Origin of the sequence: Nocardia higoensis (assembly GCF_015477835.1) — a bacterium.
Classification (GTDB): Bacteria; Actinomycetota; Actinomycetes; order Mycobacteriales; family Mycobacteriaceae; genus Nocardia; species Nocardia higoensis_A.
In genome coordinates this window covers 2,448,176-2,473,268 of sequence record NZ_JADLQN010000001.1, presented here as the reverse complement: position 1 = coordinate 2,473,268, position 25,093 = coordinate 2,448,176, and the positions used below count along the sequence as shown (strand labels likewise).

Sequence of the window (25,093 nt, the reverse complement as noted above, 5' to 3'; positions counted from 1 at the left end):
CGCGCCGGTCGGTCCGGCGCCGTCGGCGGCCGGGCCGTTCAGTCCTGCGCTGTCCAGACCTGCGCCGTTGGTCGCGGCCCCGACCGCTGCCCCGTACTCGGCGACACCGGCGTCGGCGCTGCCGCCGTTCGAGCTCGCCGCACCGACGGGCACCAGTCCCGCGGTGCTCTTGCCGTCCCAGTTCAACAGGTTGATCCGATTCGACTTCGCCTCCGGTGCGGCGGCGTTGGTGTCCGACAGCGGCGTGTCGGTCAGATGGAACTTCTCGACCATCTGGTCGAACGCGGTCATGCCCGGGCCGCCGTCGGTGTCGAGACTGCACCCCGTCGCCAGCGAGTCCAGTTCGTGGGCCTGGGAGGTCGCCCCCTGCGGGATCACATAGCGGTCCTCGTACTTGGCGATCGCCAGCAGCCGGTAGAGCGCCTCGATCTCCTCCGGCTCCAGCCGCACCGACGGCGCGATCGCCGGATCGGGCTCCTCACCGAGGTTCACCGAGCGCATGAACGAGCGCATCCCCGCGAGCCGTTGCAGCGCCGCCCGCACCGGGCCGACCTCGCCCGCGGTGAACAGTTCGGCCAGATACTCGACCGGGATGCGCAGCGCGTCGATCGCGCCGAACAGGTTGCGGGCGCTCTCGCCGTCGTGCCCGGTCTCCGAGAGCACGTCGACCACCGGCGACAGCGGCGGCACGTACCAGACCATCGGCATGGTGCGGTACTCGGGATGCAGCGGCAGCGCGATCTGGTAGTCGACGATCAGCTTGTAGACCGGCGAATCCTGGGCGGCCTGAATCCATTCCGGCGAGATGCCCGCCCGCTCGGCCTCGGCGATCACCCGCGGGTCGTGCGGATTGAGGAACACGCCGAGTTGCGAGGGGTACAGGTCGGCGGTGTCGGTCACCGACGCGGCTTCGAGCACCTTGTCGGCGTCGTAGAGCATCACGCCGATGTAGCGCAGCCGTCCCACACAGGTCTCCGAGCACACGGTCGGGATGCCGACCTCCACGCGCGGGTAGCAGAAGGTGCACTTCTCCGCTTTGCCCGTCTTGTGGTTGAAGTAGATCTTCTTGTACGGGCAACCGGTGATGCACTGCCGCCAGCCACGGCATTTGTCCTGGTCGACGAGCACGATGCCGTCCTCGGCGCGCTTGTAGATCGCGCCGGATGGGCAGGAGGCCGCGCACGAGGGATTGAGGCAGTGCTCGCAGATGCGTGGCAGGTAGAACATGAAGGTCTGTTCGAACTCCAGTTTCACCTTCTCCGAGAGCCGGTCGAGCAAGGGGTCCTTGCCGACCTGCTCAGGGCCCGAACCCAGATCGTCGTCCCAATTCGCACCCCAGGTGACCTTGGTGTCCTGGCCGGTGATCAGCGACTTCGGCCGTGCCACCGGGGTGGTGTCGACCGGCGGCGAGGACAGCAGGTTGTCGTAGTCGTAGCTCCACGGGTCGTAGTAGTCCGACACCGTCGGCAGGTCCGGGTTGGCGAAGATGTTGAGCAGCCGTTTGAACCGTGAGCCGGACTTCAGCGTCAGCTTGCCGCGCTTGGTGAGCGTCCAGCCGCCCTTCCACTTCTCCTGGTCCTGGTACTGCCGCGGATATCCCTGACCCGGCCTGGTCTCGACATTGTTGAACCAGACGTACTCGGTGCCACCACGGTTGGTCCAGGCCTGCTTGCAGGTGACCGAACAGGTGTGGCAGCCGATGCACTTGTCGAGGTTCATCACCATCGCCATCTGTGCCATGACGCGCATGTCAGTACTCCACTTCCTGGGACCGGCGGCGGATGGTGGTGACCTCGTCGCGCTGATTGCCGGTGGGGCCGTGGTAGTTCAGCGCGAAGGACTGCTGGGCGTAGCCGCCGACGAGATGGGAGGGCTTGATCATGATCCGGGTCAGCGCGTTGTGGATGCCGCCGCGCTTGCCCTTACCGGGTTGCTCGCCGGGTTGCAGGCCCGGCTTGGGCCAGTCGAAGCCGCTCGGGTCGGTGCCTTCGATGCGCGGCACGTCCACCGCGCGGTCCTGGGCGTGGTACATGAACACGGTGCCCTCGGGCATACGGTGCGAGACGATGGCGCGCGCGACCACGACGCCGTTGCGGTTGACCGCCTCGATCCAGTCGTTGTCGGCCACCCCGATCTTGGCGGCGTCCTTGTCCGACATCCAGATCGACTGACCGCCGCGCGAGAGCGTCAGCATGTGCAGGTTGTCCTGGTAGGCGGAGTGGATGGACCACTTGGAGTGCGGGGTCAGATAGCGCACGGTCACGCCGCGCTCGGTCACATCGCCGACGCCCGGTTCACGGAACAGCGCGGTCATGTCCAGCGGCGGACGGAAGATCGGCAACTGCTCGCCGAGTTCGATCATCCAGTCGTGGTCGAGGTAGAAGTGCTGGCGGCCGGTGAGGGTGTGCCAGGGCTTGAGCCGTTCGGTGTTGATGGTGAACGGCGAGTACCTGCGTCCGCCGGTCTCACTGCCCGACCACTCCGGCGAGGTGATGACCGGGACGGGCCGGGCCTGGGTATCGGCGAAGGTGATCCGCTTGCCCTCGGCTTCCAGCGCGAGATCGGCCAGTTCGGTACCGGTGCGGCGCTCGAGGGCGTGGAAGCCCTCGACCGCGAGCCTGCCGTTGGTGGTGCCCGACAGCGCCAGGATCGCCTCGGCGGCATGGGTGTCCTTGGCCAGCGACGGCCTGCCCTGGGCGATGCCGGAGACGACCTTGCCGTTCTTGCCCGCCAGGTATTCGACCTCGGCGTCGGGCAGCGTGGTGACGCCCTTGGTGGTCAGGCCGAGCGTCTCCACCAGCGGACCGAGGGCGGCCATCTTCTCGGCGACCTTCGGGTAGTCGCGTTCGACGACCACCAGCTTCGGCATGGTCTTGCCCGGAATCGGCTCGCATTCGCCGGCTTTCCAGTCCAGTACCCGGCCGCCTGCCTGGGCCAGCGCGTCCGGCGAATCGTGCTGCAGTGGCACCGCGACGATGTCCTTGCGCACGCCCAGGTGCTTCTCGGCCATCCAGGAGAAGCCCCGCGCGATGCGGTGGAAGGCGTCGAAATCGGTCTTGGCCTCCCACGGCGGGGAGATGGCGGGGGAGAAGGCGTGCACGAACGGGTGCATATCGGTCGAGGACAGATCGTGCTTCTCGTACCAGGTGGCCGCGGGCAGCACGATGTCGGAGAACAAGGTGGTGCTGGTCATCCGGAAGTCCAGGCTCAGCAGCAGGTCGAGCTTGCCGGTGGGGGCCTCGTCGCGCCATACCAGTTCCTGCGGGCGCACGCCGGTGTCGTCAGTGGTCTGCAGATTGGAGTCCGCGCCGAGCAGATGCCGGTGGAAGTACTCGTTGCCCTTGCCCGAAGAGCCGAGCAGGTTGGCTCGCCACACCGTCAGGCAGCGCGGGAAGTTCTCCGGGGCGTCGGGGTCCTCGCAGGCGAAACGCAGCTGCTCGGATTTCAGCTGGGACACCACGTGATCGGCGGCGCTCACCCCCGCGGCCTCGGCTTCGTCGGCGAGGTCCAGCGGATTGCGGTCGAAGGTCGGGTAGCTGGGCATCCAGCCGAGCCTGCTGGCCAGCGCGATATTGTCGGCGGCGGTGCGCCCGGCGAACGCGCCCTTGCCCAGCGGGGAGGCGAACGCGTCGGCGGTGAACGGGTCGTAGCGCCACTGGTCGTTGGTCAGGTACCAGAACACCGTGCCCTGCATCTGGCGCGGCGGACGCTGCCAGTCCAGGCCGAACGCGAGGGTGGCCCAGCCGGTCACCGGACGGCATTTCTCCTGGCCGACGTAGTGGGCCCAGCCGCCGCCGTTCACGCCCTGGCAGCCGGTGAGCAGGGTGAGGGTGAAGAAGGCCCGATAGATCTGATCGGAGTGGAACCAGTGGTTGGTGCCCGCGCCCATCAGAATCATCGAGCGGCCGCCGGAACGCTCGGCGTTGTCGGCGAATTCGCGCGCGATCCGCTCGGCCTGCACGGCCGGGACGCCGGTGATGGTCTCCTGCCAGGCGGGGGTGTAGGGCGAGGAGGCGTCGTCGTAGCCGCTCGCCCACTCGCCGGGCAGTCCGTCGCGGCCGACGCCGTACTGGGCGAGCAGCAGATCGAACACCGTGGTGACCCGCCTGCCCGCGACAGTGACGGTCGGGACGCCGCGCAGCACCACGCCCGGCTGGTCGCCGTCGTAGCGCGGCATGCGCACCGCGATCGGCTCGGCGTCCGCGCGCCCGTAGAGGGTCAGCAGCGGGTCGACGCCCTCGAGATCGAGATTCCATTTGCCCGCGTCGGACTCGTTGAACCGATGGCCCAGCGCGCCGTTGGGCACGACCGGCTCGCCCGCGGCGTCGAGCAACACCGGCTTGTGCGCGGCGTTCTGGTCGTCGCGACCCAGATCGGCGGCGGTGAGGAACTTGCCCGCGGTCGCGCCGTCGTGGTGGTAGACGCCCTCGGCGTCCCAGCCCCTCGGGTCGTCCACACACACCAGGTACGGCAGGTCGGTGTAGCGCTTGACATAGTCCAGGAAGCGGGGCGTCTGCCGCTCGACGAAGAACTCCCTGAGCACCACGTGGCCCATCGACATGGCCAGCGCCGCATCGGTTCCCGGTCGCGCGGGCACCCACTCGTCGGCGAATTTGGTGTTGTCGGCGTAGTCGGGGGAGACCACGACCACCTTCTGGCCGCGGTAGCGCGCCTCGGTCATGTAGTGCGCGTCGGGAGTGCGGGTGACCGGGACATTGGAGCCCCACATGATCAGGTAACCGGCGTCGAACCAGTCCGCCGATTCCGGGACGTCGGTTTGGTCGCCGAACACCTGCGGCGAGGCGACCGGAAGGTCGGCGTACCAGTCGTAGAACGACAGCATCGAGCCGCCGAGCAGCGAGATGAACCGCGCGCCCACGGCGTGACTGACCATCGACATGGCGGGGATGGGGGAGAAGCCCGCCACCCGGTCCGGGCCGTAGGTCTTGATGGTGTGCACGTGCGCGGCGGCGGCGATCTCGGCGGCTTCCCACCATTCGGCGCGTACGAAACCGCCCTTGCCGCGCGCGGCCTTGTACGCCTTCGACTTCACCGGATCCTCGACCACATCGGCCCAGGCCAGCACCGGATCCTTCAGCCGCGCCTTGGCCTCGCGGTAGAACTCGAGCAGCGTCCCGCGCACATACGGATAGCGCACGCGGGCAGGGGAATAGGTGTACCAGGAGAACGAGGCGCCGCGTGGGCAGCCGCGGGGTTCGTATTCCGGCTTGTCCGCGCCGACCGAGGGATAGTCGGTCTGCTGGGATTCCCAGGTGATCACGCCGTCCTTGACGTAGATCTTCCACGAGCACGAGCCGGTGCAGTTCACGCCGTGAGTCGAGCGCACCACCTTGTCGTGCGCCCAGCGGTCGCGGTAGAACTCGTCGGCACTGCGGCCGCCGACCTTGTGCAGCGACCGCTGATCGGCGGAGATCTCGCCGCGCTGGAAGTACTTGCCCAGCGCTAGCAGGGCGTCTGCGGGGTCCGCGGATCGCGGTCCCGCCGGGTCGGCGGAAGCCGAATCTGAAGTGCGCGAAAGAACCACGACGCCCCCTTCGAGCTGTGAAATCGGGCTGTTGTCCCCGACTGTAAGGAGCCGGGCAGGCGCCACCAAACGGTTCTCTCACATCGCTCGACGAGCGCTGGTGAGGTGTGAGATCGCGGCAATGTCCCGGTCACCGGGTATGCGCGCGATGCGGCCGCTCGGGTGGCCTCGACCTGCGAACGTGGCCGGACGGCCTGGTCCCGGCGGTGGTGGCTCGGCGAGGTGGTGAACCTTTGGAAACGCGGGCTTCTCCGGCGTTTTACAATCGTTAACACAATGCGGCAGTGCGTTGTCCAGCGCGAATGTGGTCTGCGTCATGGAGTCTGGACCACAGACCGGTAGGTCGGGTATGTGGTCGCGTGGTTTTCGCGATACGACGAGCGATGCACCTGGCGGCGTAGGTCGTGGGGCGGACATCCGCCAGGGCAGACCGGACGGTTTCGCTTTCCTGGAGTGGGGGGCGACCGTCGTTCCCGGAGAAGTGGCGACGATCGCCGCTCACGCATCGCCGCGAGCAATCGCTCGGCATTTGCGGTGCACTCGAATTCGATTGGAATTATTCAGAAATCGACACCAGTAAAAAGTTCGCCTGGCCGGGCGTGGGCTCGGTTTGCATGACCCGGGCCTGCCGCCGGGATATCGCTGTTTCGTGCGCGGCCGGTCGAATCGATCGCATGTTCGATCGGGTGCCGCGCACGCGCTCTCCGGCGGCGCGCGTTCGTCGGGAAACTGCCACCGTCGGGCCATAGGGGGATGTCCGCGGGCGGCGAAACAGGCCATCTGCGACGGAAGTTCCGGTCGGAATGGGTAGCGGGCGGTAAACCTGCGGCCGGGCTCGGCGTGCGCCGTACCGCGGGGCGTGTCGCGTTCGCGAGGTGTGTTCGTCGATGTCATGGGCGAGGAAGCCGATACGCGACCGATCCGATACCTATTCGTTACTCGGCAATTCCGCAGCACAGAGGCCGTTTTCGCGCGCACGGCACGGGAAAGGCGGCGTGGATCGCGCGAATGTCACGATGCGGCGCAGCCGTGGCGGATATGGTGGCGAAATGCGTTGCCGGAGAAATGCGGAGCCGGATACGCACCCCGCTTCGGCGGTGGGTGTGGGTCTTGCCCGGTATGCGCGAGAACGACTGGATCAACTGGACATCGGTCAAACGAACGTATTCGATGCGTTTATCGCCGGGACCGGGAATCGGGTGGCTGCGGAGGATGGACACGGGGGGCGGCCGGGTGCCGGGGACGAAGATTGCGCGAACATTGCGGGGAGTGAGTGCTACATGGTCGACGACATCGGATTGGTACCCCATATTTCACTCGCGGCGGCGGCGAACTGCACCAACGGCACGTTCGCGGTCTGCGGCGACGAGGGCCGTGCGCTCTGGTACGGCCCCTTCCTGGACAGCGACGCCGACAACCCCCACGGGGACACCTTCGCGGGCACCATGGCCGCGGCCGCGCGCGCGGTCTGGCTGGCCGGGCGGGCCCGCGCCGACGCGGGCCACACCGAGGCGACGCTGCATCTCGTGGTCAGCGACAGCGACGTGGACACCGTGACGCTGGCCTGTGCGGCGTCCATGTCCGGCTTGATTCTCGACCTGGTGATCTCCGAGGACAATCCGGCGCTCGACTGGTGTCAGGTCTTCGGCAGCCTCGACTGGAACCCCGGCGCCCTGGTCAGTCTGGTCGACCAGGACGAGCCGGAGGGCCGATTGGGCCGACACCTGCGGGCGGTGCACACCTTCCCGTATGTGAACGATGAACCGAAGGAGGCGTTTCCCATGATCCGCAACCAAGGTGAGGATCCCGGACCGGTCGAGGACGCGGGCATGGAGCTGCGCTCGGCACTCGAAGCGCTGCTGCTGCACGACGCCCCGGGCGTCGACGCCACGATGCGGCACGCCATCGCGGCCACCGTGCACCTGGCCGTGGACACCCCGCACGGCCGTCCGGAAGACGCCGAGGAATTCCTCGGCCGCCTCGACGCCGCGTGGCTGATCGCGGCCTGGGCCGGACACGACACCGAGATGTCGCTCATCGCCACCCTGGCCGCGGGTGAGGTGCCCGCGCTGTCCTGGTGCGAACTGATGTTCACCACCGCTCTGGCGCCGTGGTCGACCAACCCGGCGGCGGTGCAGGCCAGGCGCATCTTCTCGGCGGTGCCCCAGGGCCGCCTCGGCGCGGTCCCGCCGCAACCCGCCCACGTCTTCGGCGCCTAGCCGTTCGGCGCGCCGCTCCCACACGCCCCGGAGTTCAGGGGAATTCGTCCAGCTCGGTGAACGAGGCGATCCATCGGTGCGGCGGGCGCGGCCGGTGCGGCTCGCCCGGCCGATGCACCCCGATCGCCGACCAGCCGGCCGCCACCGCCGCGTCCAGTTCGTCGGGATGATCGGACAGGAACAGGATCTGTTCCGCCGCGACGCCGAGAGCCGCCGCGATGCGCTGATACGAAGAAGCGTCACGCTTGGCGCCCGCGCTGGACAGGTCGAAGTGCTCGTCGATCAGCGATCCGAGTTCACCGCCGCGCGCGTAGGCGAACCAATCCCGTTGGTTGCGCACCGAACCCGAGGAATACACCGCCAGCCGCAGGCCCGCCGCGTGCCAGTACCGCAGGATCGCGGGTACCTCGGGAAAGAACTCGCCGTGCAGCGCGCCGGTGACGAAGCCCTCGTGGCAGATCAGGCCCTGGGCGGACTTCAACGGCTCGGCCTTCACGTCGCTGCCCAGCCAGTCCCGCAGGATCTCGGCCACCTCGTCGGTGCCCGCCTCGGGCCGCCCGGCCAGTTCCCTGGTCTGCGCCAGAATCGGGGCCGCCGCGGAGTCGGCGTGCTCGGCCAGCCAGCCGGGCAGTCGCGTACGGGTGTAGCCGTAGAGATCCTCCCGGACCGAGCTGGTGGGGCTCGTGGTGCCCTCGATATCGAGGACGACCACCGACGGACCGGTCACGACGCGGTCAGCAGTTCGTCGAGGGTGGGGAAGCCGGAGCTGATCCGGTCACCGGTGAAATCACCGATCCAACCGTCGGCCTCCTCGAAGAACCGCACGGCGATGAAGTCGGGACGCTCGCCCATGTCGAACCAGTGCAGGGTCCCCGCGGGCACCGACAGCAGGTCGCCCGCCTCGCAGACCACGGCCAGCACCTCCTCGCCCAGGTGCAGGTAGAAGCAGCCGCGCCCGGACGCGAAGTAGCGCACCTCGTCCTCGGCGTGGCGGTGCTCGTCGAGGAACTTGGCGCGCGCGCCCTTCGCGGTCTCGGGCCAGGACGGGTCGGCATCGTCCGGATGGATGCGGGCGATGTCGATATGGCGGTAGCGGCCGTCGGCGTTGAGTTCGCCGACGTGGTCGGCGTAGCGGGCGAGCAGGTCCTCCGACGACAGGGTCGCGGCGTCGTCGTGCGCGGGCCAGCGGCCGAACGTGATGCCGTGCGCGGCCAGTTCGGCGGAGATCACGGCGTCGTCGGTCGTGCGCAGCCGCACCCGGCTCGCGTCGTCGGCGGCCATCACCTGGAGCAGAGTCATGACAGGGATCCCATCTGGAGAACGGTGTGCGTGATGCGCGCTATCGGCCGGCGGGGAGCGGCTGGTCCTGCGTGCGCGGCGTCGATTCCGGTGCCGTGCCCGGCGGTGCCGAGCGGGGTTCGGCGCGGAGCGTGGTGTCACCGTCGGTGCGCAGTACCAGTTCGCACAGGGCTTCCAGGCACTCGGCGCGGTCGCGCGCCTGCGAGAGCGTCTGCCCCCAGGTGGTGATTCCGTGCCCGGAGATACACAGGACCGGTGGTGCGCCGGGGTGCTCGGTGAGCCAGCGTTCGATGTCCTCGCCGATGCGCGGGACGGTGCGCCAGTTCGGGAACACCGGCAGGTCCACGGCCTCGGGATCGGAGCCGCCGAGGCCCTTGATCAATTCGAGGCCGGTGATCCGGACGGTACCCGGCGAATCGGTGGCTGCGGCGCGTGTGGCCAGGGCGGTGGCGAACGGCGAGTGCACATGCACCACGGCGGCGGCGTCGGTCGCGCGGTAGACGGCGGTGTGAATCGTGGTCTCCGCGGAGGGGTTGCGGGTCTGGCCGGGCAGCGGGCCCGCGTCGGCGACCCGCACGGTGACCATGTCCCGCGCGGTGAGCTCGCCCTTGGCCAGGCCGCTCGCGGTGACCACGGCGGTGTCGCCGGTGCGCACCGAGAGGTTGCCCGCGGTACCAGGCATCCAGCCGCGCGAGTAGAGCTCACGCGCCGTGGCGGCGATGAGCGTGCCCGGCGTCGGGGTGCCTCCGGAGGCCGCGCTCACCGCGGGAGTGGCCGCCTCGCCGGCGATCGGCGCGTCGGGCGCGATCGCCGTGCCGTCGATCGCGGCGGGCATCACCCCGCCGACAGGCGCGCTGTCGAGGACGGTCCCGTGCACGATGCCGTTCTCGGTGACCACGGCGGTGATCAGATCGGCGGGCGTGACATCGAAGGCCGGGTTGAACACGGCGGTACCCGCGGGCGCGGTCGGCGTGCCCGCGAAGGCGGTGACCTCCGGCGCGCCGCGTTCCTCCACGACGATGTCGCGCCAGGTCGCGGTCGCCGGGTCGCGAGTGGATTCAGGGGCGACCACGATGAACGGCAGGCCGTGCCGGCGCGCGGCCAGCGCGACGGCGTAGGTGCCGATCTTGTTGGCGACATCGCCCGCCGCGGTCACCCGGTCGGCGCCGACGAGCACGCAGTCGACCTGGCCGGTGGCCATCGCCCAGGCAGCGGCGGAGTCGATGGTGAGCCGATGCGGGATACCGGCTTCGGCCAGTTCCCAGGCGGTCAGCCGGGCGCCCTGCAGCAGCGGGCGGGTCTCGTCGACGATCACGTCCTCGATCGCGCCGCGCTCGGCCAGCACCCGCAACGCGCCGATGGCGGTGCCGAACGCGCTGGTCGCGAGCCTGCCGGTATTGCAGTGCGTGAGCACCCGCAACCTGCGCTCTCCGCACAGCCGCTGGACGAGGTCGGCGGCGTGGGTGGCCGCCGCCCGGTTGACGCGGCCGTCCTCGGCGAGCATGTCGAGGGTTTCGGCGAGCACCGCCTCGGCGCCGTCGGCGATGCGGGGCCGCACTCGCGCCACCGCCCAGGCCAGATTCACGGCGGTGGGCCGGGTGGCCACGATCCGGTCGGCCTCGGCGTGTACCGCCTCGACATCCACCATGCCGTCACGGGTGTGCGCGGCCGTCGCGATGACGACGCCGAAGGCGCCCGCGATACCGATGGCGGGGGCGCCGCGGATCGCGAGAGTCGCGATGGCGTCGACGACCTGCTCGACCGTGCCGAGTCGCATCCGGCGCACCTCGTGCGGCAGTCCGCGCTGGTCGATGGTGACCAAGGCACCGTCGTCCCAGATCAGGGAACTGTCGTTCATCGCGAGGCGTCCTTCGTCGAGAGAGAATCCGGCGCCGGAAACGATATCGGCTCGTTCCCGTCGCGCCACACTCGGACTCAGGGTGAACCGGAGTCTGGACAACAGCAGGCATCGACCGGACGAAAACGGTGACCGAGGCGGACGGGCAGCCGGGGTGTGCCGTCGCAGACCCCGCCGGGATGGCGGGCACTCGCTTCCCGGCGGCGTGGAAATGGCCCGGAGTCAGGGCGGCACGTCCTCGAAGAGGTCAACCAGCGCGGCAGTCGCCGAGGAGCGTGTGCGCTGTGCCGTTCGAGGCCGGGGTGATGTCGACGCAGGGACTACCAGCGCAGGGGAACGAACTCGACGAGGTCGCCGTCGGCGGCGCCGGCGGGCACGACGACCAGCCCGTCGCGGTCGATCAGCCCGCCGAGGTGGGCGGTGCGCACCGACTGATCGCCGATCAAGCCCCCTCGGTCATCGCGGCGCGCCGGGACGATGCGCGGCACCGGTGCGGTGATCGCCGCCGCATTGCACAGCGGAGCACGCTGCGGGCGCGCCGGGAGCGCGCCGGTGCGGCCCTCGACGATGGCGGGAGTCAACGCCAGCGCGGTCGCCACCGCGGCGAACGGATTGCCCGGAAGCCCCAGAACCGTTGTCCCGGAGGGCAGTTCGGACACGACCGTGGAGCCGCCCGGTCGTAGTCGCAGGCGCGGCACCACGACGGTGGCCGACGCTCTGGCGAGCGCTGCGCGCAATTGGTCGGCCGCGCCGCCGCCCGTCGCACCGACGACGACCAGGAGATCGCAGTCGGTCGCGGCGGCGAGTACCTCGTCGAAACCGTTCGGAGTGTCGCGCAGGTGCACGCGGTCGGCGGTGACCACGCCGCACCAGCCGAGCAGATCGGGCAGGATCGGGCCGATCGAGTCGCGGGTCTGGCCCGCGCGCAGAGGGCCGTCGCTGCGGATTTCGTCGCCGGTCATCACCACGCGGGCGCGCACGGGTCCGCGCACCGGCGCGGCGGTCACCTCGACGCTGGCGGCCGCGGAGATCAGGGCGGCGGTGACCGGGGTGCCCCGCGGGGCGACCGGATCGCCTTCGTGCCGGTCCTCGCCGCGACGGCGGATGTCCTCGCGCACCGGGGTGTCGGGCAGGCGGTGCAGGACGCGATCCGGGGAGATGTCGGCGAACTCGTCGCGCAACACCAGGGTGGCGCCGTCGGGTACGTGTGCGCCGGTGGCGATGCGCACCGCTTCACCGGGCAGCAGTCCCTCCGGACGCTGCCCGCCCGCGAAACCGATGTCGCGGCGCAACCGCCATGGTCCGTCGCCGCTGACCGCGTAACCGTCCATGGCCGAGACGTCGAACCGCGGTAGCGCCGCGGCCGCCGCGAGCGGTTCGGCCAGCGCCGCACCTCGGACGGTCCGGAGGTCGGCGGTGTGGATCGGCAGGGGAGTGAGGTCGGCGCGCAGCGCGTCGCGGGCATGGGCCAACGACAGCGGCTCGCCCGCGATCGCCCTGGCCCGGCGGACCTGGTCGTCGGTATCGCAGTCGGCGATGCCTGCCAGCGCGGCCCCGGACAGTTCGACGATGTCGGTCCGCGCCGGGACGATCGCTTTCATCGGCTGGTTGACCACCGAATCCAGGCGGTCGAGCGCGGCCCGCAGGGCGCTGCGCCGCCACACGCCCACCAGATACTGCGGCCGTCCGTCGGAATCCGCGGCGAACACCGCGTCCACATCGGATGCCACAGCGCGCCCGCGCAATTCGTCGATCGCCTCGGCGGTGAGGAAGGGCATGTCCGCGGCGAGCACCGCCACCAGCGCCGCGCCGGAATCGCCCAGCGCGCCCAGACCGGCGTCGATCGCGGCGACCGGCCCCGACCCCGCGGGCGCTTCCCGAGCCTGCCGGACATGCGCCGCCAGATTCGGCCGCGGCGGGCCGACCACCACTGTCCTGGCGCAGTCCGCGACGGCCGCGAGCGCGGCCTCGAGCATGGAGCGCCCGCCGATCACCAGGCCGGGCTTGTCGACCCCGCCCATCCGGCTCGCGCGACCACCCGCCAGGACGATGGCGTCGGCGGCGGTCATCGGCCGAACCCCTGGGCCTGCTCGGATCCCGGACACGACAGCGGTGCGGACCTCGGATCGGGAAAGCCCACGCGCATCCGCACCGCCCCCGCTCGGAACCTCACCGTGCTGGACATCGCCACTGCGAACGAGACCGATCCGGATGTCGCTGCGGTGGACGGCGTCGCGGCACACGGCATCGCAGGAGACGGCATCGCGAAGTTCGGCATGGACGAAATGCTAGTGGCCGATGTGGTGGAGATCCCGACACCGATCTGGTTGCGAGCCGGTCGCACGGGCGGCGTAGGCGGAACGGGCGTCGGTTCGCAAGCGTGCGTGTCGCAGGCTCGTGACGGCCGCCGCCCCGCTGGGCGGATCCTGGATCGGAGACAGTGGCTCAGGCGCCGAGGTGGTCGGCCGCCGCTCGCAGCACACGGAATGCGTTGGCCTCCGGGTCGGTGAGCACCACCGCGTCGGGATTCCCGCTGTCGACCGGGGTCGCGCCCGCCGAGCACAGCCGGGTGATCTCCTCGGCGCACCCCGACCAGATCTGCAGATCGAGGTGCAGCCTGCCGCGTCGGTCGCTCGCGTCGTCGCTGCGTACGAACTCCAGCCAGGACCCGAGGTCGGTCGCCGAGCGCAGCCCCACCAGAACCGGGTCGCGGTGTGCCACCGGCCAGCCGAACGCTCGCGACCAGAAGTTCGCCAGTCGAGCGGGGTCGACGGCATCGACGACGATCGCCGCCAGCGCACCCGTGCCCGTGTACTGGTCGCGAGGTTCGAGCACACAGAACTCATTGCCCTCCGGGTCGGCCAGGACCGTCCACGGCACCTCGCCCTGCCCCAGATCGAGGTGGCGTGCCCCGAGGGCCAGCGCGCGATCGACCTGCTCGCGCTGATGACGCGCGGTGCGGCTGCACACATCCAGGTGCAGACGGTTCTTGCCGTTCTTGGCTGTCTCGGCGGGCCGGAAGCTCAGCCCGACCTCACCGCCCGCCACATCCGCGGCAGCCACATCGACGCGCTCGGCGGTGTCCAACAGGACTGTCCAGCCGAGCAATTCGGCCCAGAATCCCGCCAGCCCGCGCGGCTGGTCCGCGTCGAAGACGACACACGCCAGATGGGTGGACATGGACCCACGGTAGCCCTCGCGGGCCGTCCGGACGCCCAGTTCAGGAAAGCGGGAACCGGGTGGCGGTCAGGTCGACGCGACCGTCGCGCAACGGCACGCCCTCCTCGGCCAGCAGACGCGCCTGCCGATCGGATTTCGCGGTGGCCAGCCTGCCGCCCGCGCCGACCACCCGGTGCCACGGCAGGTCCGCGGAGTCGGTGCGCATGATCCAGCCGACCGTCCGTGGCGTCGACAGCCCGGCCGCCGCGGCGAGATCGCCGTAGGTGACGACGCGACCGGGTGGGATGCCCGCTATCAGCGCCCGGACGTGCTCGATCTGCGCCTCGGAAGTGGCCATCTCAGAGCATTCCGCGGATCAGTTGCGCCGTTTCGCCGGTCCGGGCGAGTGGGACCATGTGATCGCAATCGAACTCGTGGATCGTCAGGGCGGGACCCAAGTGCTCGGTCAGCGCCGTGCGGAAGGCCGGGGTGACGAACGGCGGCTGCACGAGCATCGCCTGCACGAGCACGGTTCGCAGCCCGGCAGGCGGCAGCACGAACGGGCGGGCCAGCTGTCCCCAGTAGGAGGTGATGGCGGGCAGGCTCAGCCGCCAGCCGACCCGCCCGTCCCGCCACGGGACCAGGTGCTCGTCCAGTTCGATCTCTAGCAGTTCGGCGGGCACGTCGTGCCAGGCGCTGGCGAGCTTGTCGCGGCGGGCCTCGTCGCGATCGGCGTAGTCGGGGTGGTCCAGGCCGCGCTGGGCGATATCGGCCAGCACGACCGGATCGACCGCGATCGCCGGGTCGAGCAGCACCAGCGCGCGGACCAGTTCCGGATGCCGGGCGGCCAGGTGCACCGCGGTCGCCCCGCCGAAGGAATGCCCGGTCACCACCACCGGGCCGTCGGTCTCGGCGCGCACCAGTTCGGCCAGGTCGGCCACCACGGTCTCGAAGTCCCACGGCGGCAGGTTCGTGGACCGGCCGTGGCCGCGCAGATCCGGGGCGAGGAACCGCACCTCGGGCAGTTCACGGGCCAGTGACGCCCAGCGCGCGCCGTGTCCGGTCAGCCCGTGCAGGGCCAGCACCACCGGCGCGTCCGCGGGACCGAAGCGATGTAGGTGAATGGTCGACACCCGGACCATTGTGTCGGGCGCGCCGCTGCCGGTCACCCCTGGTGGTGACGCAATCGACTCCGCGGGGCCGTACCGGCCGATCGTGTCGGCCCGGTCTGTTGCAATAGCCCCCGTGGTGCGATCGGATAGCGCGGTGCGACTGGTTCGCCGGACAGTAACGCCACCCGGGGTCCGGCTCTGGGGCGCCGAACTGCGTCCGCTGTTCGAGGCCATCGCCGGACCGCCCGCGCCGCGCCCGAGGTGGCAGCCCTGGCAGGTGCTCGGCGGCCCGGGCACCGGCAAGACCTCCCTACTGGTCGACCTGGCGGCGGGCCGTATCGCCGCGGGCGCCGACCCGGAATCGGTGCTGGTCCTCACCCATGCCAAGAACGCCGCCGCCGCGGTCCGTGACGCCGTGACCACCCGGCTGTCCGCCGGTGACCCCACCACGGGTGGCGTGCCGGGCGCCAGCCGCGAACCACTGGTGCGGACCGTGCACTCCTACGCCTTCGCGGTGCTGCGCAGGCACGCCACCGCCCACGGCAATCCGCCGCCGCGTTTGCTGACCGGTGCCGAGCAGGATGCCGTGCTGCGCGAAATGCTGCGTGGCGATCTCACCGACATCGCCGCCGGTGCGCACGGACTGTGGCCGCAACGCCTGCACCCGGCCCTCGGGCTGGACGGTTTCGCCCAGCAGCTGCGCGATCTCATGCTGCGCGCCACCGAACGCGGCCTCGGCCCCGAGGATCTGGAACGACTCGGCCGCGAACACGACCGGGAGGAATGGATCGCCGCGGGCCGGTTCCTGCGGCGCTACGAACAGTCGCTGCTGTTGCGCTGGTCGGTCGGCGTGGAAGCGCCCGAAGCCACCGCCCCCGCGCTCGACGCCGCCGAACTGGTCGGCGCCTGCCTGGATGCCCTGGCCACCGACGCCGACCTGCTCGCCGACGAACGCGCCCGGCTGCGTTATCTCTTCGTCGACGACGCCCAGCACCTGGACCCCCAGGCCGCCCTGCTCGTGCGCGTCGTCGGCGCGGCCGCGCACACCGTCGTGGTCGCGGGCGACCCCGATCAGGCCGTGTTCACCTTCCGCGGCGCCGACCCCCGCTTCGCCGCCGACCCCGGCGCACCCGAGGAGCGCAGAATCGTCCTGCGCGACAACCACCGCAGCGCATCGGGAATCGGCCTGGTCACCCACCGGATCGCCGCCACGCTGCCCGGCAGCGCACCGCATCGCGTTGCGCCCGGATCCACCGCCCCCGCCGAGAGCGGCGCTGTGCGCGTCCGGGTGCTCGGCACTCCCGCCAAGGAGGCGGCCCTCATCGCCGACCATCTGCGCCGCGCCCACCTCACCGGCGGCGTGCCGTGGTCGCGCATGGCGGTCATCGTGCGCTCGGTGCCGCTCTCGCTCGCGCCCCTGCGCCGGGCACTGCTGGCCGCCGGGGTGCCGGTGCGCCAGCCCACGCTGGACGCCCCGCTGGCACGGCGGCGCGGCGCGGCATGGATGCTGCTGGCCCTGCGCGCCTTGCTGGCCGCCGACCGCCCCGGCGCGCAGTCGGTGGCCGTCTTCTCCGCCGAAGACGCTCTCGACCTGCTCGCCGGGCCACTCGGCGGAGCCGATCAGATCACGCTGCGTCGGCTGCGCCGAGGCATTCGCCGCACGCTGCCCACCCTGTGGCAGGTCACCGAATCCGTTGACAGCGATGGGGAGCCCGCCTACGGCGATGGGGAGCCCGCCTACGGTGAAGAGCGATCCGCCTGCGACACAGGTGGCTCCGCCGCCGACGCCACGACCGACGCCGACATGGTCGCTGTCCGTGAAACAGTCGGTGGGCCGGTCGTTTTCGATGCACCCACAGCCCTCGTCGGGCGCGCCGCCGCCGATACCGACGCCGATGCGAGGCAGGTGGCCGGAGGGGCCGTGCGCATCGACCATCCGGCGACAGCGACCGCCCGTCCTCGACCGCGTGACGGTTCGGCAGCGAATTCCTCGAACACCCGCGGTGTCCCCGACGCTGCCCCCGGGGAGGCAACCTGGTCCACGGGGACGGATCGGGAGGGAGACGACGAGACGATCGGGCAGATTCCGCTGACCGAGGACTCGCAGTGGCGGGCGGTCGACGCCTACTGGGGGCTGGAAGTCGACGAGACCGCGGACGACTCGGCGCGCGGCTCCGGTCTGCGCCCGAAGTCGTTCGAGCAGGCGGACCCGCAGGTGCCGGGCCGATTGTCCGGGGGCGTCGATTCGAGGGCGCTCGGGGCGGATTCGAGTGTCGGAGCCGAGGTGGAGCAGCCTCCGCTGGCGGACCAGTCCTCGGCCGAGGTGTTGCGCGGTCTGCTCGTGGGCGGCGGGGATCGCGCGCTGCTGGACGGTCTGACCGACGTGGAGGCGGCGCCGTTGCGGCGGGTGCTGCACGCGCTGGACCGGGCGCGGGCGGCGCGGGAGCGTGGCGCGAGCCTCGAAGACGTGTTGTGGGCCCTGTGGACGGCGTCGCGGCTGGAACGGCGCTGGGTGGCGCAGTCCGAGCGGGGCGGAGCGGTGGGGATGCAGGCCGATCGTGACCTGGACGCGGCCGTCGGCTTGTTCGACGCTGCGGCCGCCTATGTCGACCGGTTGCCGCGCGCGGGTATCGAAGGCTTCGTGGATTACATTTCCCAGCAGGAGATTCCGCACGACAGCAGGCCCCTGACCCCGCCCGCCGAGGAGGTCGCGCTGCTGAGCGCGCATGCGGCGGCGGGCCGGGAATGGGATGTGGTGGCAGTCGCCGGTGTGCAGGAAGGCATCTGGCCCAACACCCGCCCGCGCGGCACGCTGCTGCACACCGAGGAACTGGTGGATCTGCTGGCCGGGGTCGGCGGTGCGGGGGAGTTCGTCAGCCGGTCCGCGCCGATCCTGGCCGAGGAACGCAGGCTGCTGCTGGTCGCGTGCGGCCGGGCCCGCCGATCTCTGCTGGTGACCGCGGTGGAATCGGTGACCGGCGATCGTGATCTGGTTCCGTCCCGCTTCCTGACCGAACTGCTCGGCCGCACCGAGGACTCCGAACCCGGCGTGCTCCCCGTCGTCGATCCCGGTCGCGCTCTCGTGATGCATGCCCTGGTGGCCGAATTGCGCGGTGTGGTGTGCGATCCGGACGCCGAACCCGCCCGCAGGCGCCGCGCCGCGCATCAGCTCGCCCGCCTCGCCGCCGCGGGCGTTCCTGGCAGCGCGCCCGAAGAGTGGTACGGCACAGCCGAACTCAGCTCGACCGACCCGCTGTGGGAAGACGACGAGGCGGCGGTCGCGCTCTCGCCCTCCACCGTCGAACTGCTGCGCACCTGTCCGCTGCGTTGGGCGCTGGAACGGCACGGCGGCACCGACGGCAACAATCCGCACGCGGTCAAGGGCAGCCTGGTGCACACGCTCGTGCAGGCGCTGGCCGGCCGGGTCCCGGTCGACGAGGTGCGCGCTGCCCTCGACAAGACCTGGCGCGCAGTCGATCCCGGTGACGGCTGGCATTCGCGCCAAGAACGCCGCCGCACCGAGGCCATGCTGGAGACCTTCATGGCCTGGGTGCGCAACACGCGCGGCGAACTCACCCAGGCAGGCGTCGAGGTCGCGGTGGACTGTGTGCTGCCCGCCCGCTCGTCCGACGAACGGCCGGTGCGCATCCGCGGCCGGGTGGACCGGCTCGAGCGCGACGAGCAGGGGCGCTTCGTCATCATCGATGTCAAGACCGGCAAGAATCCGATCAGCAAGCAAGCCGCCGCGGATCACGCCCAGCTGGCGACCTACCAGGTCGCCGCTGCCTCCGGCGCGCTCGACGGCGAGACCACCGGTGAGGCAGGCGATTCGCACGCCGCGGGCGCTCTGGGCGAACCCGGTGGCGCCCGCTTGGTCTACGTGGCGAAGTCGCACAAGACCGAAGGCGCCACCCAGCGCCTGCAGGACCCCCTCGACGAGAAATCACTGGGGGACTGGCGCGACACCATCCACGACGCGGCCGCCGCGACGAAGGGACCGAGCTACCTGGCGATGCGCAACGACGGTTGCCGGCACTGCTCGGTCGCAGGAAGCTGCCCCGTGCAGGACGCGGGCAGGCAGGTGACCGACGAGTGAGCGTCTCCCCGCAGCGCATCGCCGAGTCGCTCGGGTTGCCGCCGCCCACCGACGAACAGGCGGCGGTGATCGCCGCCCCACCCGGCCCCACCCTGGTGGTCGCGGGCGCGGGGGCGGGCAAGACCGAGACGATGGCCGCGCGCGTGGTGTGGATGGTGGTCAACGGCCTGGTGTCGCCCGAGCAGGTGCTCGGCCTGACCTTCACCCGCAAGGCCGCCCAGCAGCTGACCGCCCGTATCCGCACCCGGCTGGCCAGGCTGGCCGGTTCCCCGCTGCTGCGCGACATGGATTCCGGCGGCACGGTGCGCGCTCAGCTGGCCGCCGCGGAACCCGAGATCAGCACCTATCACTCGTACGCGGGCAGGCTGCTGGGCGAACACGGTCTGCTGCTGCCGGTGGAGCCTTCGGCGACCCTGCTCACCCAGACCCAGCTGTGGCAGTTGGCCCACCAGGTGGTGCGCGCCTGGGACGGCGATCTGGACACCGAACGCTCTCCGGTCTCGGTGACCGAGGCGGTGCTGGCGCTGTCGGGGCAGCTGGCCGAGCACCTGGTGGACCCCGAGCAGCTGGCCGAGGCGCACACCGAGCTGGAGAAGCTGATCAACACCCTGCCCGCGGGGCCGCGTCAGCGCGGCGGGCCGAGCCAGGCGCTGCGCAATGTCCTGCGCGCCCAACGCGAACGGGTGGCGCTGCTACCGCTGGTCCGTGCACTGGACGAGGCGCTGCGCCACCGCGGCGCGTTGGATTTCGGCGCGCAGATGTCGCTGGCCGCCCGGCTGGCCGCCGAACACCCGGAGGTCGCGCAGGCCGAGCGCGAGCGGTTCCGCCTGGTGCTGCTCGACGAATACCAGGACACCGGCCACGCCCAGCGGGTGCTGCTCTCGGCCCTGTTCGGCGGTACCGCCGGTCCGGCCAGGCCCGCCGTGACGGCGGTGGGCGACCCGATGCAGTCGATCTACGGCTGGCGCGGCGCGTCGGCGGCCAACCTGCCCCGGTTCGCCACCGACTTCCCCCGAGCCCCGGGCGTTCAAGCACCGACTCTGCCGTTGCTGACGAGCTGGCGCAATCCCCCCGAAGCGCTTGCCCTGGCGAACCTGGTCGCCGATCCGCTGCGCGGTGCGGCACAGGGCGCGGGCGGGGCCACCGTCGACGCGTTGCGCGCCAAGCCCGGCGCCGAACCCGGCGTGGTCGCACTCGCGCTGACCACCACCGTGGTGGACGAACGGGAGTGGGTGGCCGAGCGGATCGCCGAGGAATGGCGCGCCCGGCACGAAGCCGGGGAGGAGCCGCCCACCTCGGCGGTGCTGGTGCGGCGCAATGCCGATGCCGCCCCGCTGTCGGAGGCATTGCGAGAACGTGGGCTGCCGGTGGAGATCGTCGGTCTCGGCGGTCTGCTCTCGACTCCCGAAGTCGCCGACATCGTCGCGACCTTGCGCTTGATCGCCGAACCGTCCTCGGGCAGCGCGGCGGTGCGGGTGCTGACCGGGGCGCGCTGGCGGATCGGAGTCGCCGATCTCGCGGCGTTGTCGCGCCGTGCCAGGGATCTGTCGGTCTCCCGGCCCGGCGGCGAGGCGAGTGCGGAGATCACCGACGGGGCCGCGCTGCGCGAGGCTCTGCGCGAGGTCGCACCCGAACCGGTCGAGCAGGCCGGGCTCGCCGACGCGATCGCCGATCCCGGTCCGGCCGAGAACTATTCGCCTGCCGGCTACGCCCGCATCGAGGCCCTCGCGCGGGAACTGGCCGCCCTGCGCGAACGCAGCGGCCAGCCACTGACCGAACTGGTCGCCGACGTGGAACGCACCGTCGGCGTCGGGGTGGAGACCCAGGCCAGGCGTGTCATGCTCGGCGCGGGCGCGGGCCGTGAGCATCTCGACGCCTTCGCCGAGGTGGTCGCCGGCTACGCTGCCGACCCGCGCGCCTCGCTCGGCGGGCTGCTGGCCTTCCTCGCCGCCGCCGAATCGGTGGAGAACGGCCTGGAACCCGGCGAGATCGAGGTCGCCAAGGATCGCGTGCAAGTGCTCACCGTGCACGCCGCCAAGGGGCTGGAGTGGGAGATCGTCGCCGTCCCGCACGTCGTGCGCGCGGTGTTCCCCTCCGGCGCCGCCGCGGGCACCTGGCTCGGTGCGCTCGCCGAACTCCCCACCTCCCTGCGCGGCGATCGCGTCGCCGCCGACGCCGCCGAGGGCGTGCCGGTGCTCGACCTGTCCGACCTCGCCGACCGCGCCGAACTCGAGCGCGCCATCGCCGATCACAAGAAGGCACTGGACCGCCGCCGCCTCGACGAGGAACGCCGGCTGTTCTACGTCGCTCTCACCAGAACCGAACGGGTACTGCTGGTTTCGGCGCACCACTGGGCCGAGACCGGCAACGAGCCCAAGGGCCCCTCGGACTTTTTGCTGGAGCTGAAGAACGCGGTCGAATCCCCCGGCTCCCCAGCCTTCGCCGCCGCGCGGATCGCCCGCTGGGACGATCCGCCCGACATCGATGCCGCCAACCCCTTCACCGACAACCCCGCCACCGCCGAATGGCCCCGCGACCCCCTCGGCGCCCGCCGCGACCCCGTCGAGCAGGGCGCTGCCCTCGTGCGCGCCGCCCTGGCCGACCTGCGCTCGCGCCCGCCGTCGCCCCGTCACACCCCGAAGCTACCGCGCCCCACCGACACGTCCGGCGCCGCGGCGCGCCGGTCCATCGGCCGAGGCCCCGGTGAATCCCGCACGCGCGCACGACGTCCCGCGCTCACCCACGACATCGATCTCCTGTCGGCCCCCGGTCTGGAAACGTCGTCGCCGTGGCCGGACGACATCGCGGAGAACCACGACGATCTGGTCCGCCCGCCGGATGATGCCCGTTCCCTTTCCGGCGGTCCCGCTCCGTCGCCGGACGGAGTCGTCGTGCCACCCGGCGACTTCGCGCCGACCGACGACTCGGCCCATGCTTCGGCGGATATGCCACCGCCGCCGGATGATGTCGCGCCGTCTTTCGACGATTTCGTTGCGCCGGATGATTTCGGTCCGTCGTCCGACGTTTTTCTTCCGCCGGATGATTTCGGTCCGCCTTTCGACGATTTTCTTCCGCCGGTAGATTTCGGTCCGCCTTTCGACGACCATTTCCCACCCGATGATTCCGCGCCGCCATTCGACGATTTTCCGCCGGAAGACTTCGATGTGCCGTCCGACGACTTCCGTCTGCCGGACGACCGTCCGCACCTCGACCAGGATCTCGATCCACCGGCCGCCGCCGCTTTCCATGTCGATGACCGGGAATTCGGTCCCGAGCCGGACGCGGTGAGCCAGGAACCGGCCGCCGACCCCGACGATCCCGAGGGCTGGGCCGCCGATGTCGACGCCTTGCTCGCCGAACGCGAGGCCACCCTCGCGGCGGAGCGAGAGGTCGAACTGCCGGGCCAGATCCCGGCGACCGCGCTGGTGGAGATGCGGGCCGACCCGTCCCGGCTCGCCCGCAGGCTGCGCCGCCCGCTGCCCTATCCGCCGAATCCGCTGGCGCGCCGCGGCACCGCGTTCCACGCCTGGGTGCAGCGCTGGTTCTCCGGCACCCGACTGCTCGGTCTCGACGAGCTGCCCGGTGCGGGAGCGCCCGGATCGGCGGAGGGTACCGCCGACGCCGAACTCGCCCGCATGCAGGACGCGTTCCTGAATTCGGCGTGGGCGCATCGCAGCCCGATCGATGTGGAGGTGCCGTTCGAGACCTCGATCGCCGGTGTGGTGATTCGCGGCCGCATGGACGCGGTGTTCGCCGAGCCCGGTGGCCGCTGGGTGGTGGTGGACTGGAAGACCGGTGCGGAACCCGACGCGGGGGACGAAGCGGCGGTGGCCATGCAGTTGGCCATCTATCGGCTGGCGTGGGCTCGTCTCATGGCCGCCCGCTATGGAGAGAGTGAACGGGTGATGCTCTCCCGCGTCGGCGCCGCCTTCCACTACATCCGAACCGGCCGCACCATCGCGCCGACGGACTTGCCGGGACCCGAGGAACTCGCCCAGCTCATCAGCGTTTCCGCGCCGCCCGTGCCGTCACGCACAGCAACCGCGGACCAGAACTGAGACCATCGTCGAGAACGAAACCACCGCTCGGCCGCGAACTCGGCAGGACAGGATCGCGGGGACTGCGACGCGCTCGGCGGCAACTCGCGCGGCGCGACTCAGCCTCGGGCGACCTTGCGCGCCGCGGCGATCATCGGGTACTGCAACGGCAATCGCGCGACAGTGACGATCTTGAAAGTCTTCGATGCTTTCGCATTCCCCAGTACATCGATTGTCATCTGCAGATTGGCCGGGAACACCGCAGCGAAAAGCAGGGCTGCCAAACGTCCGCCCAGACGCCGAGTCCGTGGTGCGACCAGGGCGGCGGCCACACCGATCTCGGCCACGCCGGAAAGGTAGGTGTAGTCGCGAGCCTTGCCGGGCAGCGCGCGTGGCACGATCGAGTCGAAGGGGTCGGGAGTCACGAAGTGCATCACCCCGGCGCCGAACAGGATGCCTGCCAAGGTCAGGGCGGGCGTACGTGTGTGCGCCGATTTCTCTGCCATGAGCAGCCAGCCTGTCATCTACCTGGTACACGCGTCCAGTCCCACCGGTATCGGGACGAACCGGTAGGCTCCCGTTCTGTGCCGCAGCAGGGAGAAGCATTGTCGCTGGTGAGCGAAGCGCCGGTGCGCCGGAAGTCGCGCGATGCTGGGTGAATTCGTTCATCGTGCCGGTCGTGGTGGACTCACCACCCGGCCCGACTTCGCGTTGGTGGGAGTGCTTCGCATTCCCGAGAACGCGGTCAGCCCGTGGGCTTCGCTGATTCGCCGGATTCTGGGCGCACTGCTGCTCCTGCTCGCGGCAGCGGTGGTGGTGTATGTCGGGCGTGAAGGCTACACCAACAGCACCGGCGCCGAGCTGACCTTCCTGGATTCCTTCTACTACGCCACAGTCTCGCTGTCGACGACCGGCTACGGCGATATCAGTCCGGAGTCGCCGCAAGCGCGGCTGGTCAACATCATCGTCATCACCCCGCTGCGGATTCTGTTCCTCATCGTGCTCGTCGGTACCACCATCAGCGTGCTCACCGAGCGGTCCCGGCAGGCGTTCAAGATTCAGCGTTGGAGGCGCAGCGTGCGAAATCACACCGTGGTCGTCGGCTACGGCACCAAGGGACGGACCGCGATCGACGCGATGATCGGCGACGGCGTGCAGGCCGCCGACATCGTGGTCGTCGATACCGACCCGGTGGCCTTGGAGGTCGCGGCCAGCGCGGGCCTGGTCACCGTAGCGGGCACGGCGACCCAGTCCGATGTACTGCGGCTGGCGAGTGTGCAGAATGCGGCCGCGGTGGTGGTGGCCGCCAATCGCGACGACACCGCGGTGCTGGTCACCCTCACTGCCCGTGAACTGAACAAGAAGGCCAAGATCGTGGTGGCGATCCGCGAGTCCGAGAACATCCATCTGCTGCGTCAGTCCGGGGCGGACTCGGTCGTCGTGTCGTCGGAGACCGCGGGTCGGTTGCTGGGCATCGCCACCACCACTCCGACCGTTGTGGAGATGATGGAGGATCTACTGACCCCGGAGGCCGGTTTCGCGGTCGCCGAGCGCGAGGTGGAGCCGAACGAGATCGGTGGGTCGCCGCGACATCTGCGCGACATCGTGCTCGGCGTCGTGCGCGACGGTGAGCTGATCCGGGTCGGGGAGCCCGAGGTCGATGCCATCGAATCCGGCGACAAGCTACTTTTCATCCGCCGCACCGGCAAGTAGTGGTGGCCCCGATCCGGTAGGCGGGAGTTGTGCGCTGGATGCGGCAGCCTGATGC

Annotated in this window: 13 protein-coding genes and 1 pseudogene; 4 read left to right on the top strand and 10 right to left on the bottom strand. The window is 70.7% G+C overall.

The window, feature by feature from the left end:
- Window positions 1-144 precede the first annotated feature (144 nt).
- Both narH and IU449_RS11185 read right to left on the bottom strand, forming a co-directional pair.
- A pseudogene (narH, locus tag IU449_RS11190) lies at window positions 145-1,740 on the bottom strand (nitrate reductase subunit beta); the annotation flags it as partial.
- Between the two features lie 10 nt (window positions 1,741-1,750).
- Window positions 1,751-5,545 (bottom strand): nitrate reductase subunit alpha, encoded by a 3,795-nt coding sequence (locus IU449_RS11185; RefSeq protein ID WP_195001746.1) that lies wholly within the window; start codon window positions 5,543-5,545, stop codon window positions 1,751-1,753.
- 1,280 nt (window positions 5,546-6,825) lie between these two features.
- Between IU449_RS11185 and IU449_RS11180 the strand changes: the two genes are divergently transcribed.
- Window positions 6,826-7,764: a hypothetical protein gene (locus IU449_RS11180; protein ID WP_195001745.1), complete on the top strand. Its 939-nt coding sequence runs from the start codon at window positions 6,826-6,828 to the stop codon at window positions 7,762-7,764.
- A gap of 34 nt (window positions 7,765-7,798) precedes the next feature.
- Here IU449_RS11180 and mtnC read toward each other — a convergent pair whose 3' ends face one another.
- From mtnC to IU449_RS11145, 7 genes are all read right to left on the bottom strand, one after another.
- The gene (mtnC, locus tag IU449_RS11175; protein ID WP_195001744.1) at window positions 7,799-8,491 is read right to left on the bottom strand and encodes an acireductone synthase; all 693 of its coding nucleotides are present in this window, start codon (window positions 8,489-8,491) and stop codon (window positions 7,799-7,801) included.
- Window positions 8,488-9,063 (bottom strand): 1,2-dihydroxy-3-keto-5-methylthiopentene dioxygenase, encoded by a 576-nt coding sequence (locus tag IU449_RS11170; RefSeq protein WP_195001743.1) that lies wholly within the window; start codon window positions 9,061-9,063, stop codon window positions 8,488-8,490. The genes mtnC and IU449_RS11170 overlap by 4 nt, the downstream gene beginning before the upstream one ends.
- A gap of 40 nt (window positions 9,064-9,103) precedes the next feature.
- Window positions 9,104-10,921 (bottom strand): S-methyl-5-thioribose-1-phosphate isomerase, encoded by a 1,818-nt coding sequence (gene mtnA, locus IU449_RS11165; RefSeq protein WP_195001742.1) that lies wholly within the window; start codon window positions 10,919-10,921, stop codon window positions 9,104-9,106.
- A gap of 320 nt (window positions 10,922-11,241) precedes the next feature.
- Window positions 11,242-12,990, bottom strand: coding sequence for an NTP transferase domain-containing protein (locus tag IU449_RS11160; protein ID WP_195001741.1), 1,749 nt, complete (start codon window positions 12,988-12,990; stop codon window positions 11,242-11,244).
- Window positions 12,991-13,366: 376 nt separating this feature from the next.
- Complete coding sequence (locus IU449_RS11155; RefSeq protein ID WP_195001740.1) at window positions 13,367-14,101, bottom strand: VOC family protein; 735 nt, start codon at window positions 14,099-14,101, stop codon at window positions 13,367-13,369.
- A gap of 40 nt (window positions 14,102-14,141) precedes the next feature.
- Window positions 14,142-14,438: an MGMT family protein gene (locus IU449_RS11150; protein WP_195001739.1), complete on the bottom strand. Its 297-nt coding sequence runs from the start codon at window positions 14,436-14,438 to the stop codon at window positions 14,142-14,144.
- Between the two features lies 1 nt (window position 14,439).
- Complete coding sequence (locus tag IU449_RS11145; protein ID WP_195002490.1) at window positions 14,440-15,222, bottom strand: alpha/beta hydrolase; 783 nt, start codon at window positions 15,220-15,222, stop codon at window positions 14,440-14,442.
- 124 nt (window positions 15,223-15,346) lie between these two features.
- On the opposite strand from IU449_RS11145, the gene IU449_RS11140 reads away from it, so the two are divergent.
- Window positions 15,347-19,288, top strand: a complete 3,942-nt coding sequence (locus tag IU449_RS11140; protein WP_324188183.1) for a PD-(D/E)XK nuclease family protein — start codon at window positions 15,347-15,349, stop codon at window positions 19,286-19,288.
- A complete protein-coding gene (locus IU449_RS28985; protein WP_324188182.1) occupies window positions 19,285-23,346 on the top strand; it encodes a UvrD-helicase domain-containing protein in 4,062 nt (1,353 codons plus the stop codon). The genes IU449_RS11140 and IU449_RS28985 overlap by 4 nt, the downstream gene beginning before the upstream one ends.
- Before the next feature lie 98 nt (window positions 23,347-23,444).
- Here the strand turns inward: IU449_RS28985 and IU449_RS11125 are convergent, their stop codons facing one another.
- Window positions 23,445-23,831 (bottom strand): hypothetical protein, encoded by a 387-nt coding sequence (locus IU449_RS11125; RefSeq protein ID WP_195001738.1) that lies wholly within the window; start codon window positions 23,829-23,831, stop codon window positions 23,445-23,447.
- A gap of 142 nt (window positions 23,832-23,973) precedes the next feature.
- Between IU449_RS11125 and IU449_RS11120 the strand changes: the two genes are divergently transcribed.
- A complete protein-coding gene (locus IU449_RS11120; RefSeq protein ID WP_195001737.1) occupies window positions 23,974-25,038 on the top strand; it encodes a potassium channel family protein in 1,065 nt (354 codons plus the stop codon).
- The last annotated feature ends 55 nt before the right edge of the window (window positions 25,039-25,093 follow it).

Bases quoted from the DNA above. Each gene is read 5' to 3' on its own strand.
- IU449_RS11180 (WP_195001745.1), top strand. From the start codon at position 6,826: ATGGTCGACGACATCGGATTGGTACCCCATATTTCACTCGCGGCGGCG.
- IU449_RS11170 (WP_195001743.1), bottom strand. From the start codon at position 9,063: ATGACTCTGCTCCAGGTGATGGCCGCCGACGACGCGAGCCGGGTGCGG.
- mtnA (WP_195001742.1), bottom strand. From the start codon at position 10,921: ATGAACGACAGTTCCCTGATCTGGGACGACGGTGCCTTGGTCACCATC.
- IU449_RS11160 (WP_195001741.1), bottom strand. From the start codon at position 12,990: ATGACCGCCGCCGACGCCATCGTCCTGGCGGGTGGTCGCGCGAGCCGG.
- IU449_RS11155 (WP_195001740.1), bottom strand. From the start codon at position 14,101: ATGTCCACCCATCTGGCGTGTGTCGTCTTCGACGCGGACCAGCCGCGC.
- IU449_RS11150 (WP_195001739.1), bottom strand. From the start codon at position 14,438: ATGGCCACTTCCGAGGCGCAGATCGAGCACGTCCGGGCGCTGATAGCG.
- IU449_RS11145 (WP_195002490.1), bottom strand. From the start codon at position 15,222: ATGGTCCGGGTGTCGACCATTCACCTACATCGCTTCGGTCCCGCGGAC.
- IU449_RS11125 (WP_195001738.1), bottom strand. From the start codon at position 23,831: ATGGCAGAGAAATCGGCGCACACACGTACGCCCGCCCTGACCTTGGCA.
- IU449_RS11120 (WP_195001737.1), top strand. From the start codon at position 23,974: ATGCTGGGTGAATTCGTTCATCGTGCCGGTCGTGGTGGACTCACCACC.